Below are 22,074 nucleotides of genomic sequence, written 5' to 3'. Positions count from 1 at the left end.
ATTAGGGCGGCTATCAAGACTTTTCTAGCCGACTGATTTTACAGCGAGTTTACGGTTTGCTGACTTTTTAACCGATCATCGCCAAGGATATAGAACTCCGATATGGGTAAAAGCCTCGTTATTGTCGAGTCGCCAGCGAAAGCGAAGACTATCAACAAGTACCTCGGATCTGACTTCATTGTGAAGTCGAGCGTCGGGCACATTCGTGATCTGCCGGTCAGTGGCTCCGGTTCCACCAGTGATCCCAAGGAGCGGGCGCGGCTGGCTGCGATTACCCGCAAGATGAGTCCCGAGGAAAAGGCGGTCCACAAAAAGAAGAAGGCGCGGGATCAGTTAGTGGCGCGCATGGGAGTGGATCCGGACCATGACTGGGATGCCCGTTACGAGATACTGCCCGGCAAGGAAAAAGTGGTTAGCGAACTCAAACGCCTGGCGAAATCGGCCGACAATATCTATCTCGCGACGGATCTGGACCGTGAGGGGGAAGCCATTGCCTGGCATCTGCAGCAGACCATTGGTGGTGATCCGGAGAAATACCGCCGGGTGGTGTTCAACGAAATCACCAAGCGGGCGATTCAGAAAGCCTTCGAGGATCCGGGCAATCTTGACAATGACCGGGTGAACGCCCAGCAGGCCCGCCGTTTCCTGGATCGGGTTGTGGGCTATATGGTGTCACCGCTGCTCTGGGCCAAGATTGCCCGGGGCCTGTCGGCAGGTCGCGTGCAGTCTGTTGCGGTGCGTCTGATTGTCGAGCGTGAGCGGGAAATCCGCAAGTTCGTGCCCGAGGAATTCTGGCAGTTGCATGCGGACCTGACCCGGAGCGAATCGCGGCAGCCGATCCGCTTTGAGGTCACCCGATATGCCGACAAGGCCTATCGGCCAACCAGTGACAAGCAGAGTGCCGAGCACGTTGAGCGTCTGAAGTCAGGGAGCTTCAAGGTAGCAAGGCGGGAAGACAAACCAACCCGCTCACGCCCCTCGGCGCCCTTTATTACTTCTACATTGCAACAGGCCGCCAGCAATCGCATGGGGTTCAGCGTCAAGAAAACCATGATGCTGGCCCAGCGTCTTTACGAGGCGGGCTTCATAACCTACATGCGCACCGACTCCACCAATCTGAGTCAGGATGCGTTGGCCAGTTGCCGGGACTACGTCAAAAAGGTGTTTGGCGATAAGTTTTTGCCCGACCAGCCCAGAATCTATGGCAGCAAGGAAGGCGCGCAGGAAGCTCACGAAGCGATCAGGCCAACCGACGTAAATCGCAGGCCTACCGATATTGCCGGACTCGAGAAAGATGCTGAGAAGCTTTACGAGCTGATCTGGCGGCAGTTCATTGCCTGCCAGATGGCGGACGCAGAATTCCTGAGCACATCGATACTGGTCGCAAATGGCGATTACGAGCTGCGAATCCGTGGACGGATCATCAAGTTTGAAGGTTTCCTGAAAGCCGCGCCCCAGACGTCGAAAAAAGACGAGGACATGCCGCTGCCAGACATCCGGGAAGGCGAGACCCTTGGTCTTGAGAAGCTCGAACCGAGCCAGCACTTTACCAAGCCATCGCCGCGATATACTGAAGCCAGCCTGGTCAAGGAGCTGGAAAAGCAGGGCATAGGTCGCCCTTCCACCTACGCATCCATTATCTCGACCATTCAGGACCGGGGCTATGTGCGGCTTCAGAACCGGCGCTTCTACGCCGAGAAAATGGGCGAGATCGTCACCGAACGTCTGTCCGAATCCTTCCCCAATCTGATGGATTTCGACTTTACGGCCCGGATGGAGGACGAGCTGGATGAAATCGCCGCGGGTGATGTGCAGTGGAAAAAGGTACTGAACGACTTCTACAGTCGCTTCAAAAAACAGCTTGAGACTGCGGAAATCGCGGACGACGAGGGCGGTATGCGGGCGAATACGCCCACGGAAACCGATATTCCCTGCCCGACCTGCGAGCGCCCCATGCAGATTCGTGTGGCCAGCACCGGGGTGTTTCTTGGTTGCTCCGGTTATTCATTGCCACCGAAAGAGCGCTGCAAGACCACGATCAACCTGGTGTCGGGCGATGAGGTGGTGAGTGCCGATGAAGATGTCGAGGGTGAGGGCGAGAGCCGGTTGCTCCGCAAGAAGCGTCGCTGTCCCCGGTGCGGCACTGCCATGGACAGCTATCTTGTTGATGAGGGTCGCAAGCTCCATGTCTGCGGCAACAATCCGGACTGCCCGGGCTACGAGGTCGAGAAAGGCAGCTTCCGCATCAAGGGCTACGAAGGACCGACCCTGGAGTGCGACAAGTGTGGCTCTGAAATGCAGCTGAAAACCGGTCGTTTCGGTAAATATTTTGGTTGTACCAACGATGACTGCAAGAACACCCGCAAACTGCTAAAAAATGGTGAGCCCGCCCCGCCCAAAATGGATCCGGTTCCGATGCCGGAACTGGCCTGCGAGAAGGTGGACGACACCTATGTGCTTCGGGATGGGGCGTCTGGTCTGTTTCTGGCGGCAAGCAAGTTTCCCAAGAACCGGGAGACCCGACCGCCGCTGGTGAAAGAGATCAAGCCGCACCGCAAGGAGATCGATCCAAAATATGATTTTCTGATGGATGCGCCGGAGAAGGATCCTGAAGGTAATCCCACAGTGATTCGTTATAGCCGCAAGAGCAAAGAGCAGTACGTCATGTCAGAGAAAGACGGCAAGGCGACCGGCTGGTCAGCGTGGTACGAGAATGGGCGCTGGATTCCTAAAGACAAGAACAAGTGACTGGTTAGCCACGGAAAACACGGAAGATCACTGAAAAACTGAAAGACGATTTACCACGAAATCCACGAAATACCCGCTTCTTGGCTGGGGAATATAAATACACTGCCAGTCTTTTTTTCGTGTGATTTCGTGGATTTAGTGGCCAAAAATCTTTATTTCTCCATGTCCTTCCGTGGATTCCGTGGCAAAAAATCCTTACCGTTTTCCTTTCAGTCTCTGGATCAGCGACGAGGTATCCCACCTACGTCCGCCCATATCCTGAACGTCGCCGTAAAACTGATCCACCAGGGCTGCGACGGGTATTTTTGATCCATTTTTGCGGGCTTCCTCCAGGCATATCGCCAGATCCTTGCGCATCCAGTCCACCGCGAAGCCATGATCGAATTTACCCTCGATCATCGTGGCTGAACGGTTTTCCATCTGCCAGGACTGGGCGGCACCTTTGGAAATGACGTCCACGACCTTCTGAACGTCGAGTTCTGCCTGTTGGGCAAAATGCAGCGCCTCTGACAGCCCCTGTACCAGGCCGGCAATGGCAATCTGGTTGACCATTTTGGTTTTCTGTCCGCTGCCTACCGGCCCCATAAGGTTCAGGGCCTTGGAGTAGTGTTCCATCAGTGGCTTCGCTTTTGCAAAGGCCTGGTCGTCACCGCCACACATAATGGTGAGCTGGCCTTTTTCGGCGCCCTGTTGTCCGCCGGACACCGGCGCATCAACGAAACCCAGCCGGTTTTCTCCGGCAAGCTCTGCCAGGTGCTCTGCAATGCCGGCCGATGCGGTGGTATGGTCAACCAGAACAGCGCCCGGGCTGGCATTTTCAATGATGCCCTCCGGCCCAGTGAAAATTTCTTTCAGATCCGGGTCAGCGCCGACACAGGTAAACACAAAGTCTGCCCCGCTGACCGTTCCGGCAATGGATGTGCCGGCACTACCGGGGTATTGGGCTGCCCATTGCTCCGCTTTCCCTGAAGTCCGGTTCCAGACGGTTACGGCAATACCCGCATTGGCCAGATGTCCTGCCATGGGATACCCCATAACGCCAAGTCCAAGAAATGCAGCTTTGATGCTCATCTGTTTGTCTCCAGTGTGATGTTGTTATTGCTCTTGATGAATCATTGCAGAATGTCCGGGTATAAAAAAGGCCGCTATGGGAGCGGCCTGGCCTGAATGCCCGAGTCCGGGTCTATTTTTTCGGGTACTTGCGGACATCAGGACCGGTGTAAAGCTGACGGGGACGACCGATCCGGTAGCTGCCAGTGACCATTTCGTTCCAGTGGGAGAACCAGCCGATGGTACGGGACAGGGCAAAGATTACCGTGAACATGGAAGTGGGGATGCCGATCGCTCTAAGGATCAGGCCAGAATAGAAGTCCACATTCGGATAGAGTTTGCGCTCGACAAAGAATTCATCTTCCAGTGCAATTTTCTCCAGGCGCTGTGCAATCCTGAGCAGCGGATCGTTTTCCAGCCCGAGTTCAGACAGTACTTCATAGGCTGTCTCGGCCATGACCTTGGCACGTGGGTCAAAGTTCTTGTACACCCGGTGACCGAAGCCCATCAGGCGGAAAGGATCGTCCTTATCCTTGGCCTTGGCGATATATTTCTCGATGTTCGACTCATCGCCGATTTCTGACAGCATGGCCAGAACTGCTTCGTTGGCTCCGCCGTGAGCAGGTCCCCAGAGGGCTGCAATGCCGGAAGCGATACAGGCGTAGGGGTTGGCACCGGTCGAGCCCGCCAGGCGCACAGTGGACGTGGATGCGTTCTGCTCGTGGTCGGCATGCAGCAAAAAGATCTTGTCCATGGCCTTGGCCAGAACCGGGTTCGGTTTGTACTCTTCACAGGGAACGCCAAACATCATCTGCAGGAAGTTTTCGGCATAGGACAGGTCATTACGCGGATACATGAACGGCTGGCCAATGCTGTACTTGTAACTCCAGGCTGCAATGGTGGGCATTTTGGCGATCAGGCGATGGGCAGTGACCTCCCGCTCGCGTTCACTGGTTACATCCATCGAGTCGTGATAGAAGGCCGAGAGGGCACCCACGACCCCACACATGATCGCCATCGGGTGCGCATCACGGCGAAAGCCCTGGTAGAAGTTGCGCATCTGATCATGAAGCATGGTGTGATTCTTGATCGTCTGATGGAACTCCGTGTTTTTTTCCGCATCGGGCAATTCGCCGTAAAGCAGCAGGTAACAGACTTCCAGATAATCGGAATTCTCGGCCAGTTCTTCGATCGGATAACCGCGATGCAGAAGGACTCCGTTGGCGCCGTCAATGTAGGTTATGCCGGATTCGCAGGCTGCTGTTGAAATAAACCCCGGATCGTAAGTAAAGAATCCTTCCTCCACCAGGCCGCGTACATCGATGACATCAGGGCCAACAGTGCCTGAGTACACCGGTAGGTCCAAGGACTTGCCACCCACTGAAAGCGTGGCTTTCTTGTCGGTCATGGTACTCTCCTTTCTGTAAATGTTGGGAATCTGTTCAGTGTTTGGAAGCCCGGTAAGGCGAGTATTATCGCAAGACTAGGGGCAAAATATAGGGCGTTGGCTTTTTTTGTCAATGCAAAGTGACTACAAAGTGGTGATACCGCTACGAATAGCGGAGTCAGGCATAAAGTGTGAGACCCTGATTTTACGGGGTTTTGCAACCCTACGCGTTTGTAATTAGCAGGGCTACTCCTTATAATCCATAGCCCGTGATAATAGAGGACCCGCCGAGTTCAGCGCCGCATTAAGAACAGCGCAGGCCCGGCCTCCCTCCTGAGCCAATCGTGTGTAGGGCTCTCGTCTTTGCACACTGATCTGTCAACACCAACCCTCTGCCGTCGGATCCGGTCCGTCTGTAGAATAAAAAAAGAGAGTGTGAGAGCGCTGTGAATAGCAAACGACCAGTAAATCTCGATCTCGGCAAGTTTCATTTCCCGCTGCCAGCCATAACGTCCATTCTGCATCGCATCAGTGGCATCATTATTTTTATCGGTGTCGCGTTCATGCTGTACGGGCTTGACCTCTCCCTCAGCGGAGAGGCCGGCTTCAACCGGGTTAGTGACTTGCTGGACAGCTTCCTGGCGAAGCTGATTACCTGGGGCATCCTGTCCGCCCTGTTGTACCACCTGGTTGCCGGCATCAAGCACCTGCTGATGGATATGGGTATCGGTGAGGAGCTTGAAAGTGGTCGCATTGCCGCCAAAGCCACCATTGTGGTTTCCGTTATCCTCATCGTTCTGGCAGGAGTCTGGGTATGGTAAACAGCGTAACGAATCTTGGCCGAAGTGGCGTTTTTGACTGGATGGTCCAGCGCGTCACGGCTTACGTACTTGCTCTGTACACGATTTTCTTAATCGGTTTCGCGCTTACAACAGATGTAGACTATCAGGTCTGGTCAGGACTGTTCAGTCAGACCTGGTTCCGGATCCTTACCCTCCTGACTCTGATATCTATCGGTGCTCATGCCTGGGTCGGGCTCTGGACTATATCAACGGACTATATCAAGGCAACTGCACTGAGATTTCTGTTTCAGGCAGCTTGCGGACTTGCAATGTTCGTGTATCTGGTTTGGGGCATTCAGATTCTTTGGGGGCTTTAATTAATGTCTAACATCAAGACAATGTCTTACGACGCTATTGTGATTGGCGGGGGCGGTTCGGGTATGCGTGCTGCCCTGCAACTGACTGAATCCGGCGTTAATACAGCCTGTATCACCAAGGTGTTTCCGACCCGTTCGCACACGGTTTCGGCGCAGGGTGGTATCACCTGTGCAATTGCCAGTGCCGATCCCAACGATGACTGGCGCTGGCATATGTATGACACCGTGAAGGGGTCCGATTACATTGCCGACCAGGATGCAGTGGAATATATGTGTTCGGTTGGTCCCCAGGCGGTATTTGAGCTTGAACACATGGGCCTGCCGTTTTCCCGCACCGAGCAGGGCCGGATCTATCAGCGACCCTTCGGTGGCCAGTCCAAGGGTCCCGACAATCCAACTCAGGCGGCTCGCACCTGCGCGGCTGCTGACCGCACCGGCCATGCGCTGTTGCACACACTCTATCAGGCAAACCTCAAGGGCGGCACCACCTTTCTGAACGAGTGGTATGCCGTGGACCTGGTCAAGAACAGCAAAAACGAAGTTGTGGGCGTGGTTGCCATCGAAATCGAGACCGGGGAAGTGGCCTACATCAAGTCAAAGGCGACGGTGCTGGCAACGGGCGGTGCAGGGCGGATTTATGCCTCCACCACCAATGCTCTGATAAATACCGGGGACGGTATCGGGATGGCCCTGCGTGCAGGCTTCCCGATGCAGGATATGGAAATGTGGCAGTTCCATCCGACCGGTATATACGGTGCCGGCACCCTGGTAACAGAAGGCTGTCGGGGCGAGGGTGGCTACCTGATCAACTCGGAAGGTGAGCGCTTCATGGAGCGCTATGCACCCAATGCCAAAGACCTGGCGGGCCGCGATGTTGTCGCCAGATCCATGGTTATAGAAATTCTTGAAGGGCGTGGCTGTGGCCCGGAAAAGGACCACGTGCTGCTGAAACTGGATCACCTGGGCGAGGAAACGCTGAACCTGCGGCTGCCGGGTATCTGTGAGCTGTCCCGTACCTTTGCCCATGTGGATCCGGTCAAAGAGCCGGTGCCGGTCGTGCCGACCTGCCACTACATGATGGGCGGTATCCCGACCACTGTCGGCGGTCAGGCTCTGACCCAGGATAAAGACGGCAAGGATCAGCCGATCCCCGGCCTGTTCGCCTGTGGCGAGGCCGCATGTGTATCCGTACACGGTGCGAATCGCCTTGGCGGTAACTCGTTGCTCGATCTTGTTGTCTTTGGCCGGTCCGCCGGTCTTTATATTGAAGAACAGCTTCGTGGTGGCTTTGAAACCGACGTCGCGAGTGAAGAGGACATCAAGGCTGCCATGGCCCGCCTGGACCGCCTGAATTCAGCTAGCGAGGGTGAAAGCGTGGCCGATGTCCGGAAGGACCTCCAGAGCTGCATGCAGCTTTATTTCGGTGTCTTCCGCGACGGCGAAGCCATGGAGGAAGGCCTGAAGAAACTTGAGGCTATTGGTGAAAGAACCAGGAATACCAAGCTGACCGACACCAGCAATGCGTTTAACACGGCGCGGATTGAAGCGCTGGAGCTGGACAACCTCTACGAGGTTGCCCTTGCCACGGCGGTGTCCGCGGCTGAACGCAAAGAGAGCCGCGGCGCGCACGCACGCAATGATTTCACCGAGCGTGACGATGATAACTGGCTGAAGCACTCCCTCTACTTTCCGCTCGAGAAGCGGCTTGGCAAGCGGGACGTCAACTTCACGCCGAAGACTGTTCCGACTTTTGAACCGAAGGTCCGGACCTACTAAGGGGGATGTAACAATGTTGGTAAGTGTCTATCGTTACAACCCGGAAGCAGACAAAGCGCCCTATATGCAGGACGTGGAAGTTGATGTTCCGGAAGGCAAAGACCTGATGGTTCTGGACGTTCTCAATCTGATCAAGGAGCGGGATACGTCCATGGCGTACCGCCGTTCCTGTCGCGAGGGCGTTTGTGGCTCTGATGGCATGAACATGAATGGCAAGAACGGACTTGCCTGCATCACGCCGCTGTCGGAGGTGGTGAAGAAAGACAAGCTGGTGCTTCGCCCACTGCCGGGTCTCCCTGTCATCCGCGACCTGGTGGTCGATATGAGTCTTTTCTACAGCCAGTACGAAAAGGTCATGCCTTACCTGGTCAATAACAGCCCGGCGCCGGCCATCGAACGACTCCAGTCACCGGAGGAGCGGGAAAAGCTGGACGGCCTGTACGAGTGCATTCTTTGTGCCTGCTGTTCTACAGCCTGTCCGTCGTTCTGGTGGAATCCGGATAAATTCATCGGTCCGGCCGGCCTGCTGCAGGCTTATCGCTTTCTTGCGGACAGCCGTGATGACGCCCAGGAGCAGCGTCTTTCCAATCTTGACGATCCCTTCAGCGTATTCCGCTGCCGTGGCATCATGAACTGTGTCAGCGTGTGTCCGAAAGGTCTTAACCCCACAAGGGCGATTGGCCACATTCGTGATCTGCTCCTGCAGCGAGCAACTTAAGCAAATTCGACAACAGGCGCTATACTCTGCCTGATTAGAGAACACACCTCGAAGGCTCGCAGCGAAGCGGGCCTTTCAACCAATGGCTTATGGCCATAAGTTGGGGAGAGGTGCAAAATGTGCAAGCCGCGGTCGGGATCTGAATGGTTCTGCTGCGGCTTTTGCAGAGTATGATACCGGCGGATGGAAAACATCCATGTTTGGATGTGGCTGCCAGACTCAATCACGCCGAATCTCGGATTGACTGAAAACAATCGCTGGCAGACCATATTGGACTTCTCGCACCAGCCCAAGGTGAGCAATTCAACATGCACGAAAGCATAATGGAGCAACTGTGGCAGACCTCCCACCTGCAGGGTGGAAATCTGGCCTACGTCGAGCAGCTTTTCGAAACCTACCTGACTGACCCCAACGCTGTTCCTGAAGAGTGGCGAAGTTATTTCGACAGACTCCCCAGTGTTGACGGATACAGGGGGCGCGACGTCAGTCATGCGTCGATACGTCAGCAGTTCGAGCACATATCAAAAAATCAGCGTTTTGTGACCACTGGCGGTGTCCCCGCAAGTGCAACCGCGGATGCGGACAAAAAACAGATTCGCGTGCTCCAGCTTATTAACGCATTTCGCTTCCGGGGCCATCAGGAATCGGGGCTGGACCCTCTGGGAGTGTGGGAAAGAACGACGGTCGAGGATCTCAATCCTGCTTTTCACGAACTCACAGAAGCTGATTACGACCTTGAGTTCCAGACTGGCTCGCTGTGCTTTGGCAGCGAAACCATGCGGCTCAGAGACATTGTCGATGGCCTCCGTCAGACCTATTGCGGAAGCATCGGCGCGGAATACATGTATATTGTCGATACCCGCAAGAAGCGCTGGTTTCAACAGCGGATGGAGCCTGTCAGGTCCCGCCCGAAACTGGAAGTAACCACCCGCAGGCATCTGCTGGAGCGCCTGACCGCTGCTGAAGGGCTCGAGAAATATCTCGGCTCTCGTTATCCCGGCGTGAAACGGTTCGGGCTGGAAGGTGCCGAGAGCCTGATTCCCTGTCTGGACGAACTGATCCAGCGCGCCGGTAGCTATGGGGCAAAAGAAATTGTGCTTGGTATGGCCCACCGTGGTCGCCTTAATGTTCTTGTCAATACGCTGGGTAAGAATCCGAAGGAGCTTTTTGACGAGTTTGAAGGCAAGAAGCTTGCGGATTCGGGCTCCGGAGATGTGAAATACCATCAGGGCTTCTCGTCCAATGTCATGACGGATGGTGGTGAAGTCCATCTGGCACTGGCATTCAACCCGTCACATCTTGAAATCGTCTCTCCGGTCGTTGAAGGTTCCGTCAGAGCCCGTCAGACCCGTCGGGAAGACAAGGACGGCTCCCAGTGCGTGCCGATTGTCATGCATGGGGATGCGTCCTTTGCCGGCCAGGGCGTGGTGATGGAAACTTTCCAGATGTCCCAGACCCGTGGCTACGGCATTGGCGGCACTATCCATATCGTTATCAATAACCAGGTCGGTTTTACCACCAGCAGGCAGGAAGACGCCCGTTCCACTGAATACTGCACCGATGTGGCGAAGATGATTCAGGCGCCCATCCTGCACGTAAACGCGGATGATCCAGAGGCTGTTTTCTTCGTGACCCAGATGGCGATGGACTATCGTCATCAGTTCAAGGAAGACGTGGTGATTGATCTGGTCTGTTATCGTCGTCGTGGTCACAATGAGGCGGATGAGCCCGCTGCAACCCAGCCCCTGATGTACGACAAAATTCGCAAACTCAAGACTACACGCGGACTTTATGCCGAGAAGCTGATCCAGGAGGGTGTGATTGCAGAGGATGAGTCCAAGCAAACCGAGCTTGAGTACCGCGACGCCCTTGACAAGGGCGATCATGTGGTGAAGTCACTGGTAAAAGAACCGAACAAGGACCTCTATGTTGACTGGACTCCGTATCTGGGACACGAGTGGACCGCAAAGTGCAAATCCAGCGTCGCCCTGAAGACCATCCAGAAGCTCGGCAAGAAGCTGACTGCCTTGCCTGAGGGTTTCAGTATTCAACGCCAGGTCTCCAAGATTGTCAGTGACCGTGAAAAGATGACTGCCGGAGCCTTGCCGATAAACTGGGGCTACGCCGAAGTGATGGCGTACGCGACTCTGCTTGACGAGGGGCACCCGATCCGGATCACGGGTCAGGATGTTGGCCGTGGTACCTTTTCCCACCGTCATGCGGTTCTGCATAACCAGAAAAATGGCTCGACCCACATAGCGCTTGAACACATAGCTGAAGACCAGCCGAAATTCGAGATCTACGATTCATTGCTGTCTGAAGAAGCGGTCATGGCGTTTGAATACGGCTATTCCACCACGTCCCCGAGTGGTCTGGTGGTCTGGGAAGCGCAGTTCGGCGATTTTGCCAATGGTGCCCAGGTTGTCATCGACCAGTTTCTCACCAGTGGTGAGCATAAGTGGGAACGGCTCTGCGGCCTGACGTTGCTGCTGCCTCATGGATATGAAGGGCAGGGACCGGAGCACAGCTCCGCGAGACTTGAGCGCTTTCTGCAACTGTGCGCGGAACACAATATTCAGGTGTGCGTTCCGAGCACGCCGTCGCAGGTGTTCCACATGCTGCGCCGCCAGGTCAAGCGCCCGCTGCGCAAGCCGCTAGTGGCCATCACGCCAAAGAGCCTGTTGCGCCACAAGGAAGCCACATCGGATCTTGATGACCTGACATCGGGCACGTTCAAAACGATTCTGCCCGAGAAACAGCCCTCCGACCCGAAAAATGTCACCCGACTGATCATGTGCAGTGGCAAGGTCTATTTTGATCTGCTTGAGCGCAAGAAAAACGATGAACGGGATGACGTTGCGATTGTGCGAATCGAACAGCTCTATCCGTTCCCGGGTGATGATCTGGATGAATTGCTGAGTCAGTACACCGGACTGAAACACGTAACCTGGTGTCAGGAGGAGCCAATGAATCAGGGCGCCTGGTATTCGAGTCAGCATCATATGCGTAACGCTCTTTATCGGCATGATCCCAAACTTAATTTGCAGTACACCGGCCGCGACGCGTCTGCTGCTCCGGCCTGTGGTCATATGTCTGTTCATGTGGAAGAACAGAAAAAACTCGTAAATGACGCCTTTGAAATCTGACGAGCTACCGAACTAAGGATCCGAGATGTCAATTGAAATAAAAGCCCCCGTTTTTCCCGAGTCGGTCGCAGAAGGCACGATTGCGACCTGGCACAAGCAGCCAGGCGAAGCCTGCTCACGTGATGAGCTTATTGTCGATATAGAGACCGATAAAGTTGTGCTCGAGGTAGTTGCCCCGGCAGATGGTGCTATCGAAGAAGTAATGAAAGCTGAGGGTGATACCGTTGAAAGCGGCGAAGTGATTGGTAAATTCAAGAAAGGCGCCGGCGGGGAGTCCGGGTCGTCTGAAAAGGATTCAGGCGGTAGTGAAGACAAAGCATCGTCGGATGAAAAAGAACCGGCCGGAAGCTCTGATGAGTCCGCCTCCAAAGCATCAGGGGAAGCTATTCTGAGCCCGGCGGCGCGGAAACTCGCGGAAGAAAACGATATTGAGCCGGAAACCATTAAAGGCACCGGAAAAGATGGCCGTGTAACAAAAGAAGACGTACAGAATCATATAGATAATGCCGAGTCTTCCAGCTCTTCTTCAGGTGCACAGGCGCCGGCAGCCGACATGCCGGAAGTCGACCTTCAGCAAGGCGAGCGCCCGGAAAAGCGCGTACCCATGACGCGCCTGCGTGCCAGCATCGCCAAGCGACTGGTGAACGCCCAGCAGACTGCCGCCATGCTCACCACCTTCAACGAGGTCAACATGGGCCCGGTGATGGAGCTGCGCAAGCAGTACAAGGAAAACTTTGAAAAGCGTCATGGCATCAAGCTGGGCTTCATGTCGTTCTTTGCCAAGGCGGCCACGGAAGCGCTCAAGCGATTCCCCGCGGTCAATGCTTCGATTGATGGTAATGACATGGTTTACCATGGTTACCAGGACATCGGTGTGGCCGTGTCCACCGAGCGCGGACTGGTTGTCCCCGTTATCCGTGACGTGGACGGACTGGGGCTGGCGGACATTGAGAAGAAGATCGTTGAATACGGAAGCAAGGCCAAAGACGGCAAGCTGGGCATCGACGAGATGACCGGCGGCACCTTCACCATCACCAATGGTGGAATTTTCGGATCACTGATCTCGACACCGATTCTCAACCCGCCACAGACTGCGATTCTGGGTATGCACAAAATTCAGGAGCGACCCATGGCGGTGAATGGCCAGGTTGTGGTTCAGCCGATGATGTATCTGGCGCTGTCTTATGACCACCGCATGATCGATGGCAAAGAGGCGGTTCAGTTCCTCGTAGCGATCAAGGAAATGCTTGAAGACCCGGCCCGTATTCTGCTGGATGTCTGAGTTCTCACTTACCGAATCAGAAAACGGGGTTAATTATGTCTGACAAGTACGACGTTATTGTTATTGGTGCCGGGCCAGGGGGCTATGTTGCTGCTATCAAGGCGGCACAGCTGGGTCTGAAAACCGCCTGTGTGGAATCCTGGACCTCTGAAGACGGGAAAAGCCAGGTTCTGGGTGGCACTTGTCTTAACGTAGGCTGTATTCCGTCGAAGGCATTGCTGGAGATTTCCCACAAGTTTGAGGAAGCCAGCCATGACTTTGAAATGCAGGGGATCATCGCCAAAGACCTGAAAATCGATCTTGGCAAGATGATGGAGCGTAAGCTCGGTATTGTTAAGCAACTGACCGGTGGTATTGGTGGTCTGTTCAAGGCCAACGGCGTTACCTCCATACATGGTCATGGCAAGCTGCTGGCCAACCACAAGGTCGAGGTTACCGACAAAGACGGAAAGTCGACCGTATACGAGGCCGAGAACGTCATTCTTGCCAGTGGTTCAAAACCCATCGAGATTCCGCCCGCACGCTTCGACGGTGAGTCCATTGTCGACTCTGAAGGCGCCCTCGAGTTTGACGAAGTGCCGAAACGCCTGGGTGTTATCGGTGCTGGTGTTATCGGTCTTGAACTGGGCAGCGTCTGGGCCAGACTGGGTTCGGAAGTTACCATGCTCGAAGCGGTGGATACGTTCCTGCCAGCGGTGGATCAGCAGATTGCCAAGGACACCCTGAAACAGTTCCAGAAGAAAGGTCTGAACATTGTTCTCGGTGCCCGAATGACCGGCGCCGAGGTCAAGCGCAAGCTGGTACACGTGACCTATGAAGATGCCAATGGCAAACATGAGCAGAAATTCGACAAGCTGATTGTTGCTGTCGGCCGCAGGCCCTATACCGACAACCTTCTGGCTGAAGACTCGGGCGTCAAGATGGATGAGCGGGGCTTCATTTTTGTCGATGACACCTGCAAGACCGAAGCGCCCGGGGTCTGGGCCGTCGGTGACGTGGTTCGCGGACCCATGCTGGCCCACAAGGCGTCGGAGGAAGGCGTGATGGTTGCCGAGCGTATCGCCGGGCACAAACCTCAGGTCAACTACGACTGCATTGCGAACGTGATCTATACCTTCCCGGAAGTGGCCTGGGTCGGCAAGACCGAGGAAGAGCTGAAATCCGAAGGCGAGGCCTACAAGACCGGGGTTTTCCCGTTCGCGGCAAACGGCCGGGCCATGGCCGCCAACTCGGCTGCCGGTATGGTAAAAATTATTGCGGATGAGAAAACTGACCGCATTCTTGGCTTTCACGTGGTAGGACCACAGGCTTCGGAAATCGTGGCACAGGGTGTCATCGCCATGGAGTTCGGCTCCAGTGCCGAGGATCTGGCGCTGACCTGTTTTGCGCATCCGACTCTGTCAGAGTCTGTACACGAGGCAGCACTGGCTGTGGACGATGGGGCGATTCACGTCGCCAACCGTCGCAAGAAGAAGTAACGCGAACAAGGAACCAGGGGGCGCCGACAGAGGCGCCCCATTGCTATCTTCCATAACATAGCGGGATACAAACTATGAATTTGCACGAATATCAGGGCAAGCAGCTATTTGCTGAATATGGCCTGCCGGTATCCAAAGGGGTCGCCTGCGATACCCCCAAGGACGCGGTGGCCGCAGCTGACGAAATCGGCGGCGACGCATGGGTTGTCAAAGCCCAGGTACACGCTGGTGGCCGCGGTAAGGCCGGTGGTGTAAAACTGGTCAAAAGCAAGGACGAAATCCGCGCCTTTGCCGAGCAGTGGCTGGGCAAGAATCTGGTGACTTACCAGACCGACGAGCACGGCCAGCCGGTCAGCAAAATTCTGGTGGAAGCCCTGACCGATATTGATCAGGAACTTTATCTGGGCGCCGTTGTGGACCGTGGTAGCCGTCGTATTGTTTTTATGGCGTCCACCGAGGGTGGCGTTGAAATTGAAAAGGTCGCGGAAGAAACTCCGGAAAAGATTCTGCGCGCAGAGATCGATCCGCTGGTCGGGGCGCAGCCATACCAGGGCCGCGAGCTTGCGTTCAAACTGGGGCTTGAAGGCAAGCAGATTGGCCAGTTCACCAAGATGTTCGTTGCACTGGCGAAGCTCTTTGAAGAGCGTGACCTGGCGTTGATGGAAATTAATCCGCTGGTGATTACATCCAGCGGCGACCTGCACTGCCTGGATGCCAAAATCGGGGTGGATGGCAATGCCCTTTACCGCCAGAAAAAGATTCAGGAAATGCACGACCCGTCTCAGGAAGATTCCCGTGAAGCCGAAGCCGCCAGGTGGGAACTCAACTACGTGGCGCTTGACGGCAATATCGGTTGCATGGTGAACGGTGCCGGTCTTGCCATGGGCACCATGGATATTATCAAGCTTTCCGGCGGCCAACCTGCCAACTTCCTTGACGTTGGGGGCGGTGCGACCAAAGAGCGCGTTTCCGAAGCCTTCAAGATCATTCTTTCCGACACCAACGTGAAAGCCGTACTGGTCAACATTTTCGGTGGTATTGTCCGCTGCGACATGATCGCAGAAGGTATTGTCGGTGCGGTGAAAGAGGTGGGCGTTAAAGTACCGGTGGTTGTCCGCCTGGAAGGTAACAACGCAGAGATAGGCACCAAGGTCCTGGCTGACAGTGGCCTGAACATAATCGCTGCAACCAGCCTGGCCAATGCCGCAGAGCAGGTCGTTAACGCCGCGGGGGGTAAATAATGAGTATCCTGATTAACAAAGACACCAAGGTTATCTGCCAGGGCTTTACCGGCGCTCAGGGTACTTTTCACTCCGAGCAGGCTATTGAGTACGGCACCAGAATGGTAGGGGGCGTCAGCCCGGGTAAGGGTGGCACCAAGCACCTGGGCCTGCCGGTATTCAACACGGTTCGCGAAGCGGTAGAAGAAACGGGCGCTCAGGCTACGGTTATTTATGTGCCTGCTCCCTTCTGTAAAGATGCCATCATCGAAGCGGCGGACGCCGGTATTGAGCTGATTGTATGCATTACCGAAGGTATCCCGACCATCGACATGCTTTACGCCAAAGAGTATGCAGACCGGAATGGAGTACGCATGATCGGGCCTAACTGCCCGGGCGTGATTACACCGGAGCAGTGCAAGATCGGCATCATGCCGGGGCATATTCACCAGCCGGGTAAAGTCGGGATTGTGTCACGCTCCGGTACGCTGACCTATGAAGCGGTCAAGCAGACTACGGACTTCGGTTTCGGCCAGTCAACCTGTGTCGGTATCGGCGGCGATCCGATCCCGGGGTCGAACTTCATCGATATTCTGCAACTTCTGCAGGAGGATCCGGAGACCGAGGCCATCGTGATGATCGGTGAGATCGGCGGCACCGCTGAAGAAGAGGCCGCAGCCTTTATCAAGGCCAACGTGACCAAGCCGGTGGTTGCCTATATCGCCGGTGTTACTGCGCCTCCGGGCAAGCGTATGGGGCATGCGGGTGCCATTATTTCCGGTGGCAAGGGAACCGCGGATGAAAAATTCGCAGCCCTGAATGATGCCGGTGTTAAAACCGTCCGCAGTCTCGCCGAAATTGGCAAAGCCCTGAAGGACGTGACCGGCTGGTAACGCCGTCCGTTCACAGAAAGCCCCCGGGTCTGCTTGGCGGACTTCCGGGGGCTTTTTGTTTAACGCCGGACCTTCATCAGACTATAATGCCCGGTCAGCTTCCAGATGGTGGCTGACCATTTTTTCAGAAGGAGTTCATGCTTTGAGTTCTGTCGATTCCCAGCAACGGATACTGTCCGGTATGCGTCCCACCGGAAAGTTGCACCTTGGCCACTATCACGGTGTCCTCAAGAACTGGGTAAAACTCCAGCATGAATTCGAGTGTTTCTTTTTTGTCGCCGACTGGCACGCATTGACCACCAACTATGATGACCCCAGCGGCATAGAACACAGCGTGTGGGAGATGGTGGTCGACTGGCTGGCTGCCGGAGTCAATCCCGGCTCATCGACCCTGTTTATCCAGTCCAGGGTGCCGGAACATGCCGAATTGCATCTGTTGCTGTCGATGATTACGCCTCTGGGCTGGCTCGAACGCATTCCGACCTATAAGGACCAGCAGGAAAAGCTGCGGGAAAAGGATCTGGCGACCTATGGTTTCCTGGGCTATCCGTTGCTGCAGAGCGCCGATATTCTCGTGTATCGTGCCGGCCGGGTACCGGTGGGCGCGGACCAGGTGTCCCATGTCGAGATTACCCGCGAGATTGCACGGCGGTTCAATCATATTTACGGACGCGAGCCGGGGTTCGAAGAGCAGGCCGAAGGCGCGATCGTCAAGATGGGCAAAAAGAACGCCAAACTCTACCGCACGCTCAAGAATCGCTATCAGGAAGCAGGGGATATGGAAGCCCTGGAAACCGCCAGGGCGCTATTGAAAGAACAGCAGAACATTTCGCTGGGGGATCGCGAACGTCTATACGGCTATATTGAAGGCGGCGGCAAGGTAATTCTGCCAGAGCCCCGGCCCCTGCTGACGCCGGATTCGAAGATGCCGGGTCTGGACGGACAGAAAATGTCAAAATCCTACAACAACACCATCGGCCTCAGGGAACACCCCGATACCGTCTCCCGCAAAGTCCGGACCATGCAGACAGATCCTCAGCGTGTTCGTCGCACGGACCCCGGCGAACCTGAAAAATGCCCGGTCTGGGGGCTGCATAAAGTATATTCAGACGAGCGTACCCAGATGTGGGCGCAGAATGGTTGCCGCAGCGCAGGGATCGGATGTCTGGAGTGCAAGAAACCGCTGATCGACGCCATTGTGGAAGAGCAGAAACCACTTCATGATCGCGCCGCGGAGTACGAGAGCAATCCGGATCTGGTCAGGGCGATCATTGAAGATGGCTGTGAAACCGCCCGTGACGCCGCAAGGGACACCCTTGAAGAGGTCAGGGCAGTGATGGGGCTAAAGTACCGCTAGAGCAGAAAGGTACCATCAGAACTTTATGACCGAAGAAACCACAGAAAATCCGACTACTGATACGCAGGTGGCGTCGCCGGAAGGCCCGTCGCCGTTCGCCCGTGTGTCTGGCAAAACTGTGGTGGACATGCCGAATGACCTTTACATTCCGCCGGACGCACTGGCGGTTTTTCTCGAGGCATTCGAAGGACCGCTGGATCTTCTGCTTTATCTGATCCGCCGTCAGAACATGGACATCCTGGATATCGATGTCAGCGAGATCACCCGGCAGTATATGGACTATATCGGCGCCGTCGATTCCATGCGGTTCGAGCTGGCCGCCGAGTACCTGGTGATGGCGGCAACCCTGGCTGAAATAAAATCCCGGATGTTGCTGCCCCGGCAGCACACGGAAGACGAGGAAGAAGTCGACCCCCGCGCGGAGCTGATTCGACGGCTCCAGCAATACGAGCGCTTCAAGCAGGCGGCTGAGGACATTGACCGGTTGCCGCGCCAGGAGCGGGATTCGTTCGCAGCTTCCGCAGCATTGCCAACGCTTCACTCGGCCCAGACCCAGCCTGACGTGGATTTGCGGGAAATGCTGTTGGCGCTGCGCGGCGTTCTTGCCCGGGCTGAGCTGTTTACCAGCCATCATGTTGAACGGGAGCGGCTTTCCACAAGGGAGCGGATGTCCGCTATTCTTGCTGCATTGACCGATGATCAGTTTGTCACCTTCCAGAGCCTGTTTACCCCCGAGGAAGGTAAACTGGGTGTTGTTGTCAGTTTTCTGGCGACCCTTGAGCTGGTCAAGGAGCAACTGATTGAAGTCGTCCAGGGGGAGGTGTTGGGTCCAATTCACGTTCGGGCAAGAGCCGTGAGGTGAATAAACACAGGCGGATGTTGAGTCTATGAACGAAGAAAGTCTCCGGAAGCTACAGGCAATCGCCGAAGCCGCTCTGCTGGCCGCCGGCAGGCCCATGTCCCTGGATCAGTTGCGGGAGCTGTTCGATGAAGAAGAACGGCCGGCGCGCCAGGTCATGGAACACGTGATGGTGCTGCTTGACGCTGCCTGTGAGGGCCGTGGATTTGAGCTCAGAAAAGTGGCCAGTGGCTACCGGTTGCAGGTGCGTGAAGTCTATGCACCCTGGGTCGGGCGACTGTTTGAGGAAAAACCGCAGCGTTACTCTCGTGCGCTACTGGAAACCCTGGCGTTAATCGCTTACCGCCAGCCCATCACCCGGGGTGAAATTGAAGATATTCGTGGCGTCACTGTCAGCACCAATATCATCAGGACCCTGCAGGAAAGGGAATGGGTAAGGATCGTGGGCCATCGGGATGTGCCCGGTCGTCCGGCGATGTATGCCACGACCCGGCAGTTCCTGGATTATTTTAATCTTCAGGGGTTGGATCAGCTTCCGCCGCTGTCGGAAATCCGCGATCTGGAAGCAATTGGTCGCGAGATTGAAAGCAACATGCAGGCGGAAATCGAATTCGAAGGAACGCTTCACTGATATTGCCGCTTTGGCAGTTTTTTATTAAAGGACCTATTGATGGCGGCTGATCGCCCCGGAAAACCCGATCCAGGCACCTCAAAAACAACCACGACGGACGAACCGGAACGTATCCAGAAGCTTCTGGCACGGGCCGGCGTTGGTTCCCGCCGCGAAGTCGAGAGCTGGATCGAAGCCGGTCGGCTTCAGATCAATGGCAGGCCAGCGATGCCGGGGCAGAAGGCTACGGTAAGTGACAGGATAGAACTGGATGGCAAGCGGCTGGATATTAAAGCGGGCGCAGAGGTCCTCAGGCGGGTGCTGATCTATAACAAGCCCGAGGGCGAAGTGACGACACGTCGCGATCCTGAGGGCAGGCCAACGGTTTTTGATCGCCTGCCAAGACTGCCTGACCACCGCTGGATTGCCATTGGTCGACTGGATATCAACACCACCGGGCTGGTTCTCTTTACCACCGACGGTGAGCTGGCAAACCGGCTGATGCACCCCTCAAGACAGATTGATCGTGAATACGCCGTGCGGGTGTTTGGCGAGGTGGACGAAGCCATGATCAGGCGCCTGTCCGAAGGCGTACTGCTGGACGATGGCACCGCACGATTCACGGATATTTCCGAGGCCGGGGGCAAGGGCATCAATCAATGGTTCCATGTCACCCTGATGGAAGGCCGCAACCGGGAGGTCCGGCGGCTATGGGAATCCCAGGGCGTGCGGGTAAGCCGACTCAAACGGGTTCGCTATGGCCCGGTATTTCTGCCCAGTCGCCTGAGTATGGGTAAATGGGAGGAACTGGACCAGAAAGCGGTGGATTCGTTGAGTCGCATGGTGGAACTGCCGCCGGTTGATATTCCCGCCAAAACGCCGTCGGAAAAAAAGATCGATGACCGCAAACAGCGCAAGCATGGCGGACCCGCAAGGCGCAAACCCGGAACCCCCAGGTGGCAGGTATCCGGTGGACAGAATATGGATGACGACAGAGCAGTAAAAAGAGGCCGCAATAAAAAACATCGAGGCTGACAGCGCAAAAGTACTCAGCCATGGGTAATCGCTGCGAATACCCGGGTGCAATTGCGGCCGTTATCTTTCGCCCGGTAGAGCGCTTCATCGGCCCGTGCCAGCCATTGCTTCGGGTCTTCTTCCGGCAACCCCATGGCGACCCCGCAACTTGTGGTAACAGCGATTGTGGCTTCGCCACAGCGGACCCGGATGGTGCTTATGAACTGCCGGATCCGGTCGGCGACTGCCCTGGCGTCGGCCTCGCTGGTCTGGGGCAGTAGAATGGCAAATTCTTCGCCGCCGAAGCGGTAGACCTCGTCGGAGGTCCGGATGGCATTCTGCAACTCCTGGGCTGCAAGTTGCAGAACGCGGTCGCCAATAATGTGCCCGTACTGGTCATTGATGGATTTGAAATGGTCCAGATCACAGAGGATCAATGAATTCTGCAGACCATGGCGATTGCTCAGCGAGGTCGCTCTTGCCATGGCATCGTTCATGGCGCGTTTGTTCGGGATTCCCGTGAGCGGATCGGTCAGTGCCGCCTGCTCAACGGCAAGGTACTGGCAGGCATTGCGAACCGGACAGATGGCTGCGCCGAGGATCAACTCCAGGCCCTGGAGTTCCCTTTCGGTAAAGCGCCTCTTGCGGCTGAACGTGAGCGAGCCGTAAAACTGACCCTCCAGATTCAGCCGGTAGTCGCAGCGGTGGGGGCCACCAATACCGGTGGCGTAGACAAAATCTTTCGATGCAATCTGGTGACGATAAGTCATGCAGTCAAACGGAATAACCGACATCATTTCCTCGGCAATAATACCCATCTGGGTTGCCAGGGACAGGGTGGTTGAGAGTCTTCTGGTGAGTCGCGTCAGAACATCGGGCGATTCATTCCAGTTCTTGTGTGTCTGCACCAGCGTCGCCAGTTTTTGAGTGGTCTGGACGGAACCTGTAATGCCTGGACTCTGTTTCACTGTTGTTGCCCCGGTTTGCCATTTGAATCTGTCGAAGCACAAGTCTTGCCAGGAAACAAAAACCATATATATAACAGAAAGTAAGAAAACTTATTTAATATAAAATCCGTCGATTTATTGAGGTCATGTACCTGTTCGCCAATTTTATGGCAGAATCTTTCCGCCCTCGTCCGGCAACTGAAAATACTCCGGGAGGATGGGGCTTGCCGACGCCTGTGATAAACTTCCGCACTTCATGTTCAGGCGCTCATTGCAGGGGTTGTTCAGTTATATGAGGTTCAGGGCCCCCGAAAATCTGTCCAAGAAGATTGGCCATCATGATGACCCGGCCCGGCTGGAACAGGTTATCCGGAAGTTTGGCGAACATCAGCGCCATCAGGTGCTCAGTAACCTTGGAACAGGAGCCTGA

18 protein-coding genes are annotated in these 22,074 nt (G+C 55.6%); 15 read left to right on the top strand and 3 right to left on the bottom strand.

The annotated features are described in order from the left end of the window. The first annotated feature begins 102 nt into the window (after positions 1 to 102). Complete coding sequence (gene topA / locus VJ956_RS03635; RefSeq protein ID WP_324081755.1) at positions 103 to 2,748, top strand: type I DNA topoisomerase; 2,646 nt, start codon at positions 103 to 105, stop codon at positions 2,746 to 2,748. 195 nt (positions 2,749 to 2,943) lie between these two features. Here topA and VJ956_RS03630 read toward each other — a convergent pair whose 3' ends face one another. After that, positions 2,944 to 3,819, bottom strand: coding sequence for an NAD(P)-dependent oxidoreductase (locus VJ956_RS03630; protein WP_324081753.1), 876 nt, complete (start codon positions 3,817 to 3,819; stop codon positions 2,944 to 2,946). A gap of 112 nt (positions 3,820 to 3,931) precedes the next feature. Further along, entirely contained in the window at positions 3,932 to 5,206 is a 1,275-nt protein-coding gene (gene gltA / locus VJ956_RS03625) for a citrate synthase (RefSeq protein ID WP_324081751.1), read from the bottom strand. Between the two features lie 425 nt (positions 5,207 to 5,631). Between gltA and sdhC the strand changes: the two genes are divergently transcribed. From sdhC to rluB, 13 genes are all read left to right on the top strand, one after another. After that, a complete protein-coding gene (gene sdhC, locus VJ956_RS03620) occupies positions 5,632 to 6,006 on the top strand; it encodes a succinate dehydrogenase, cytochrome b556 subunit (protein WP_324081749.1) in 375 nt (124 codons plus the stop codon). Continuing rightward, positions 6,000 to 6,344, top strand: coding sequence for a succinate dehydrogenase, hydrophobic membrane anchor protein (gene sdhD / locus VJ956_RS03615; RefSeq protein WP_324081748.1), 345 nt, complete (start codon positions 6,000 to 6,002; stop codon positions 6,342 to 6,344). Before sdhC ends, sdhD begins: the two co-directional genes overlap by 7 nt. Before the next feature lie 3 nt (positions 6,345 to 6,347). Next, positions 6,348 to 8,120, top strand: coding sequence for a succinate dehydrogenase flavoprotein subunit (gene sdhA, locus VJ956_RS03610; RefSeq protein ID WP_324081746.1), 1,773 nt, complete (start codon positions 6,348 to 6,350; stop codon positions 8,118 to 8,120). A gap of 13 nt (positions 8,121 to 8,133) precedes the next feature. Further along, positions 8,134 to 8,838: a succinate dehydrogenase iron-sulfur subunit gene (locus VJ956_RS03605; RefSeq protein WP_324081744.1), complete on the top strand. Its 705-nt coding sequence runs from the start codon at positions 8,134 to 8,136 to the stop codon at positions 8,836 to 8,838. Between the two features lie 308 nt (positions 8,839 to 9,146). Continuing rightward, positions 9,147 to 11,984 carry a 2-oxoglutarate dehydrogenase E1 component gene (locus tag VJ956_RS03600; RefSeq protein ID WP_324081743.1) on the top strand — a complete coding sequence of 946 codons (2,838 nt, stop codon included), beginning with the start codon at positions 9,147 to 9,149 and terminating at the stop codon, positions 11,982 to 11,984. A gap of 25 nt (positions 11,985 to 12,009) precedes the next feature. Continuing rightward, a complete protein-coding gene (gene odhB / locus VJ956_RS03595) occupies positions 12,010 to 13,266 on the top strand; it encodes a 2-oxoglutarate dehydrogenase complex dihydrolipoyllysine-residue succinyltransferase (RefSeq protein WP_324081741.1) in 1,257 nt (418 codons plus the stop codon). Between the two features lie 35 nt (positions 13,267 to 13,301). Then, a complete protein-coding gene (gene lpdA, locus VJ956_RS03590; protein ID WP_324081739.1) occupies positions 13,302 to 14,744 on the top strand; it encodes a dihydrolipoyl dehydrogenase in 1,443 nt (480 codons plus the stop codon). A gap of 74 nt (positions 14,745 to 14,818) precedes the next feature. Continuing rightward, positions 14,819 to 15,985: an ADP-forming succinate--CoA ligase subunit beta gene (gene sucC / locus VJ956_RS03585; RefSeq protein WP_324081736.1), complete on the top strand. Its 1,167-nt coding sequence runs from the start codon at positions 14,819 to 14,821 to the stop codon at positions 15,983 to 15,985. Further along, a complete protein-coding gene (gene sucD / locus VJ956_RS03580; protein WP_324081734.1) occupies positions 15,985 to 16,857 on the top strand; it encodes a succinate--CoA ligase subunit alpha in 873 nt (290 codons plus the stop codon). The genes sucC and sucD overlap by 1 nt, the downstream gene beginning before the upstream one ends. A gap of 142 nt (positions 16,858 to 16,999) precedes the next feature. After that, on the top strand, positions 17,000 to 18,214 hold the full coding sequence (locus VJ956_RS03575) for a tryptophan--tRNA ligase (RefSeq protein WP_324081732.1): 1,215 nt from the start codon (positions 17,000 to 17,002) through the stop codon (positions 18,212 to 18,214). Positions 18,215 to 18,239: 25 nt separating this feature from the next. After that, entirely contained in the window at positions 18,240 to 19,076 is an 837-nt protein-coding gene (locus VJ956_RS03570) for a segregation and condensation protein A (RefSeq protein WP_324081730.1), read from the top strand. Positions 19,077 to 19,101: 25 nt separating this feature from the next. Further along, positions 19,102 to 19,704: an SMC-Scp complex subunit ScpB gene (gene scpB / locus VJ956_RS03565; protein WP_324081728.1), complete on the top strand. Its 603-nt coding sequence runs from the start codon at positions 19,102 to 19,104 to the stop codon at positions 19,702 to 19,704. 39 nt (positions 19,705 to 19,743) lie between these two features. Further along, positions 19,744 to 20,718 (top strand): 23S rRNA pseudouridine(2605) synthase RluB, encoded by a 975-nt coding sequence (rluB, locus tag VJ956_RS03560; RefSeq protein WP_324081727.1) that lies wholly within the window; start codon positions 19,744 to 19,746, stop codon positions 20,716 to 20,718. Between the two features lie 14 nt (positions 20,719 to 20,732). Here rluB and VJ956_RS03555 read toward each other — a convergent pair whose 3' ends face one another. After that, positions 20,733 to 21,665 (bottom strand): GGDEF domain-containing protein, encoded by a 933-nt coding sequence (locus VJ956_RS03555; protein WP_324081725.1) that lies wholly within the window; start codon positions 21,663 to 21,665, stop codon positions 20,733 to 20,735. Between the two features lie 271 nt (positions 21,666 to 21,936). Between VJ956_RS03555 and VJ956_RS03550 the strand changes: the two genes are divergently transcribed. Beyond that, a complete protein-coding gene (locus VJ956_RS03550; protein ID WP_324081723.1) occupies positions 21,937 to 22,074 on the top strand; it encodes a hypothetical protein in 138 nt (45 codons plus the stop codon).

The sequence above is a fragment of the Marinobacter sp. genome (assembly GCF_035268745.1).
Classification (GTDB): Bacteria; Pseudomonadota; Gammaproteobacteria; order Pseudomonadales; family Oleiphilaceae; genus Marinobacter.
This window is presented reverse-complemented; position numbering and strand designations above follow the sequence as displayed.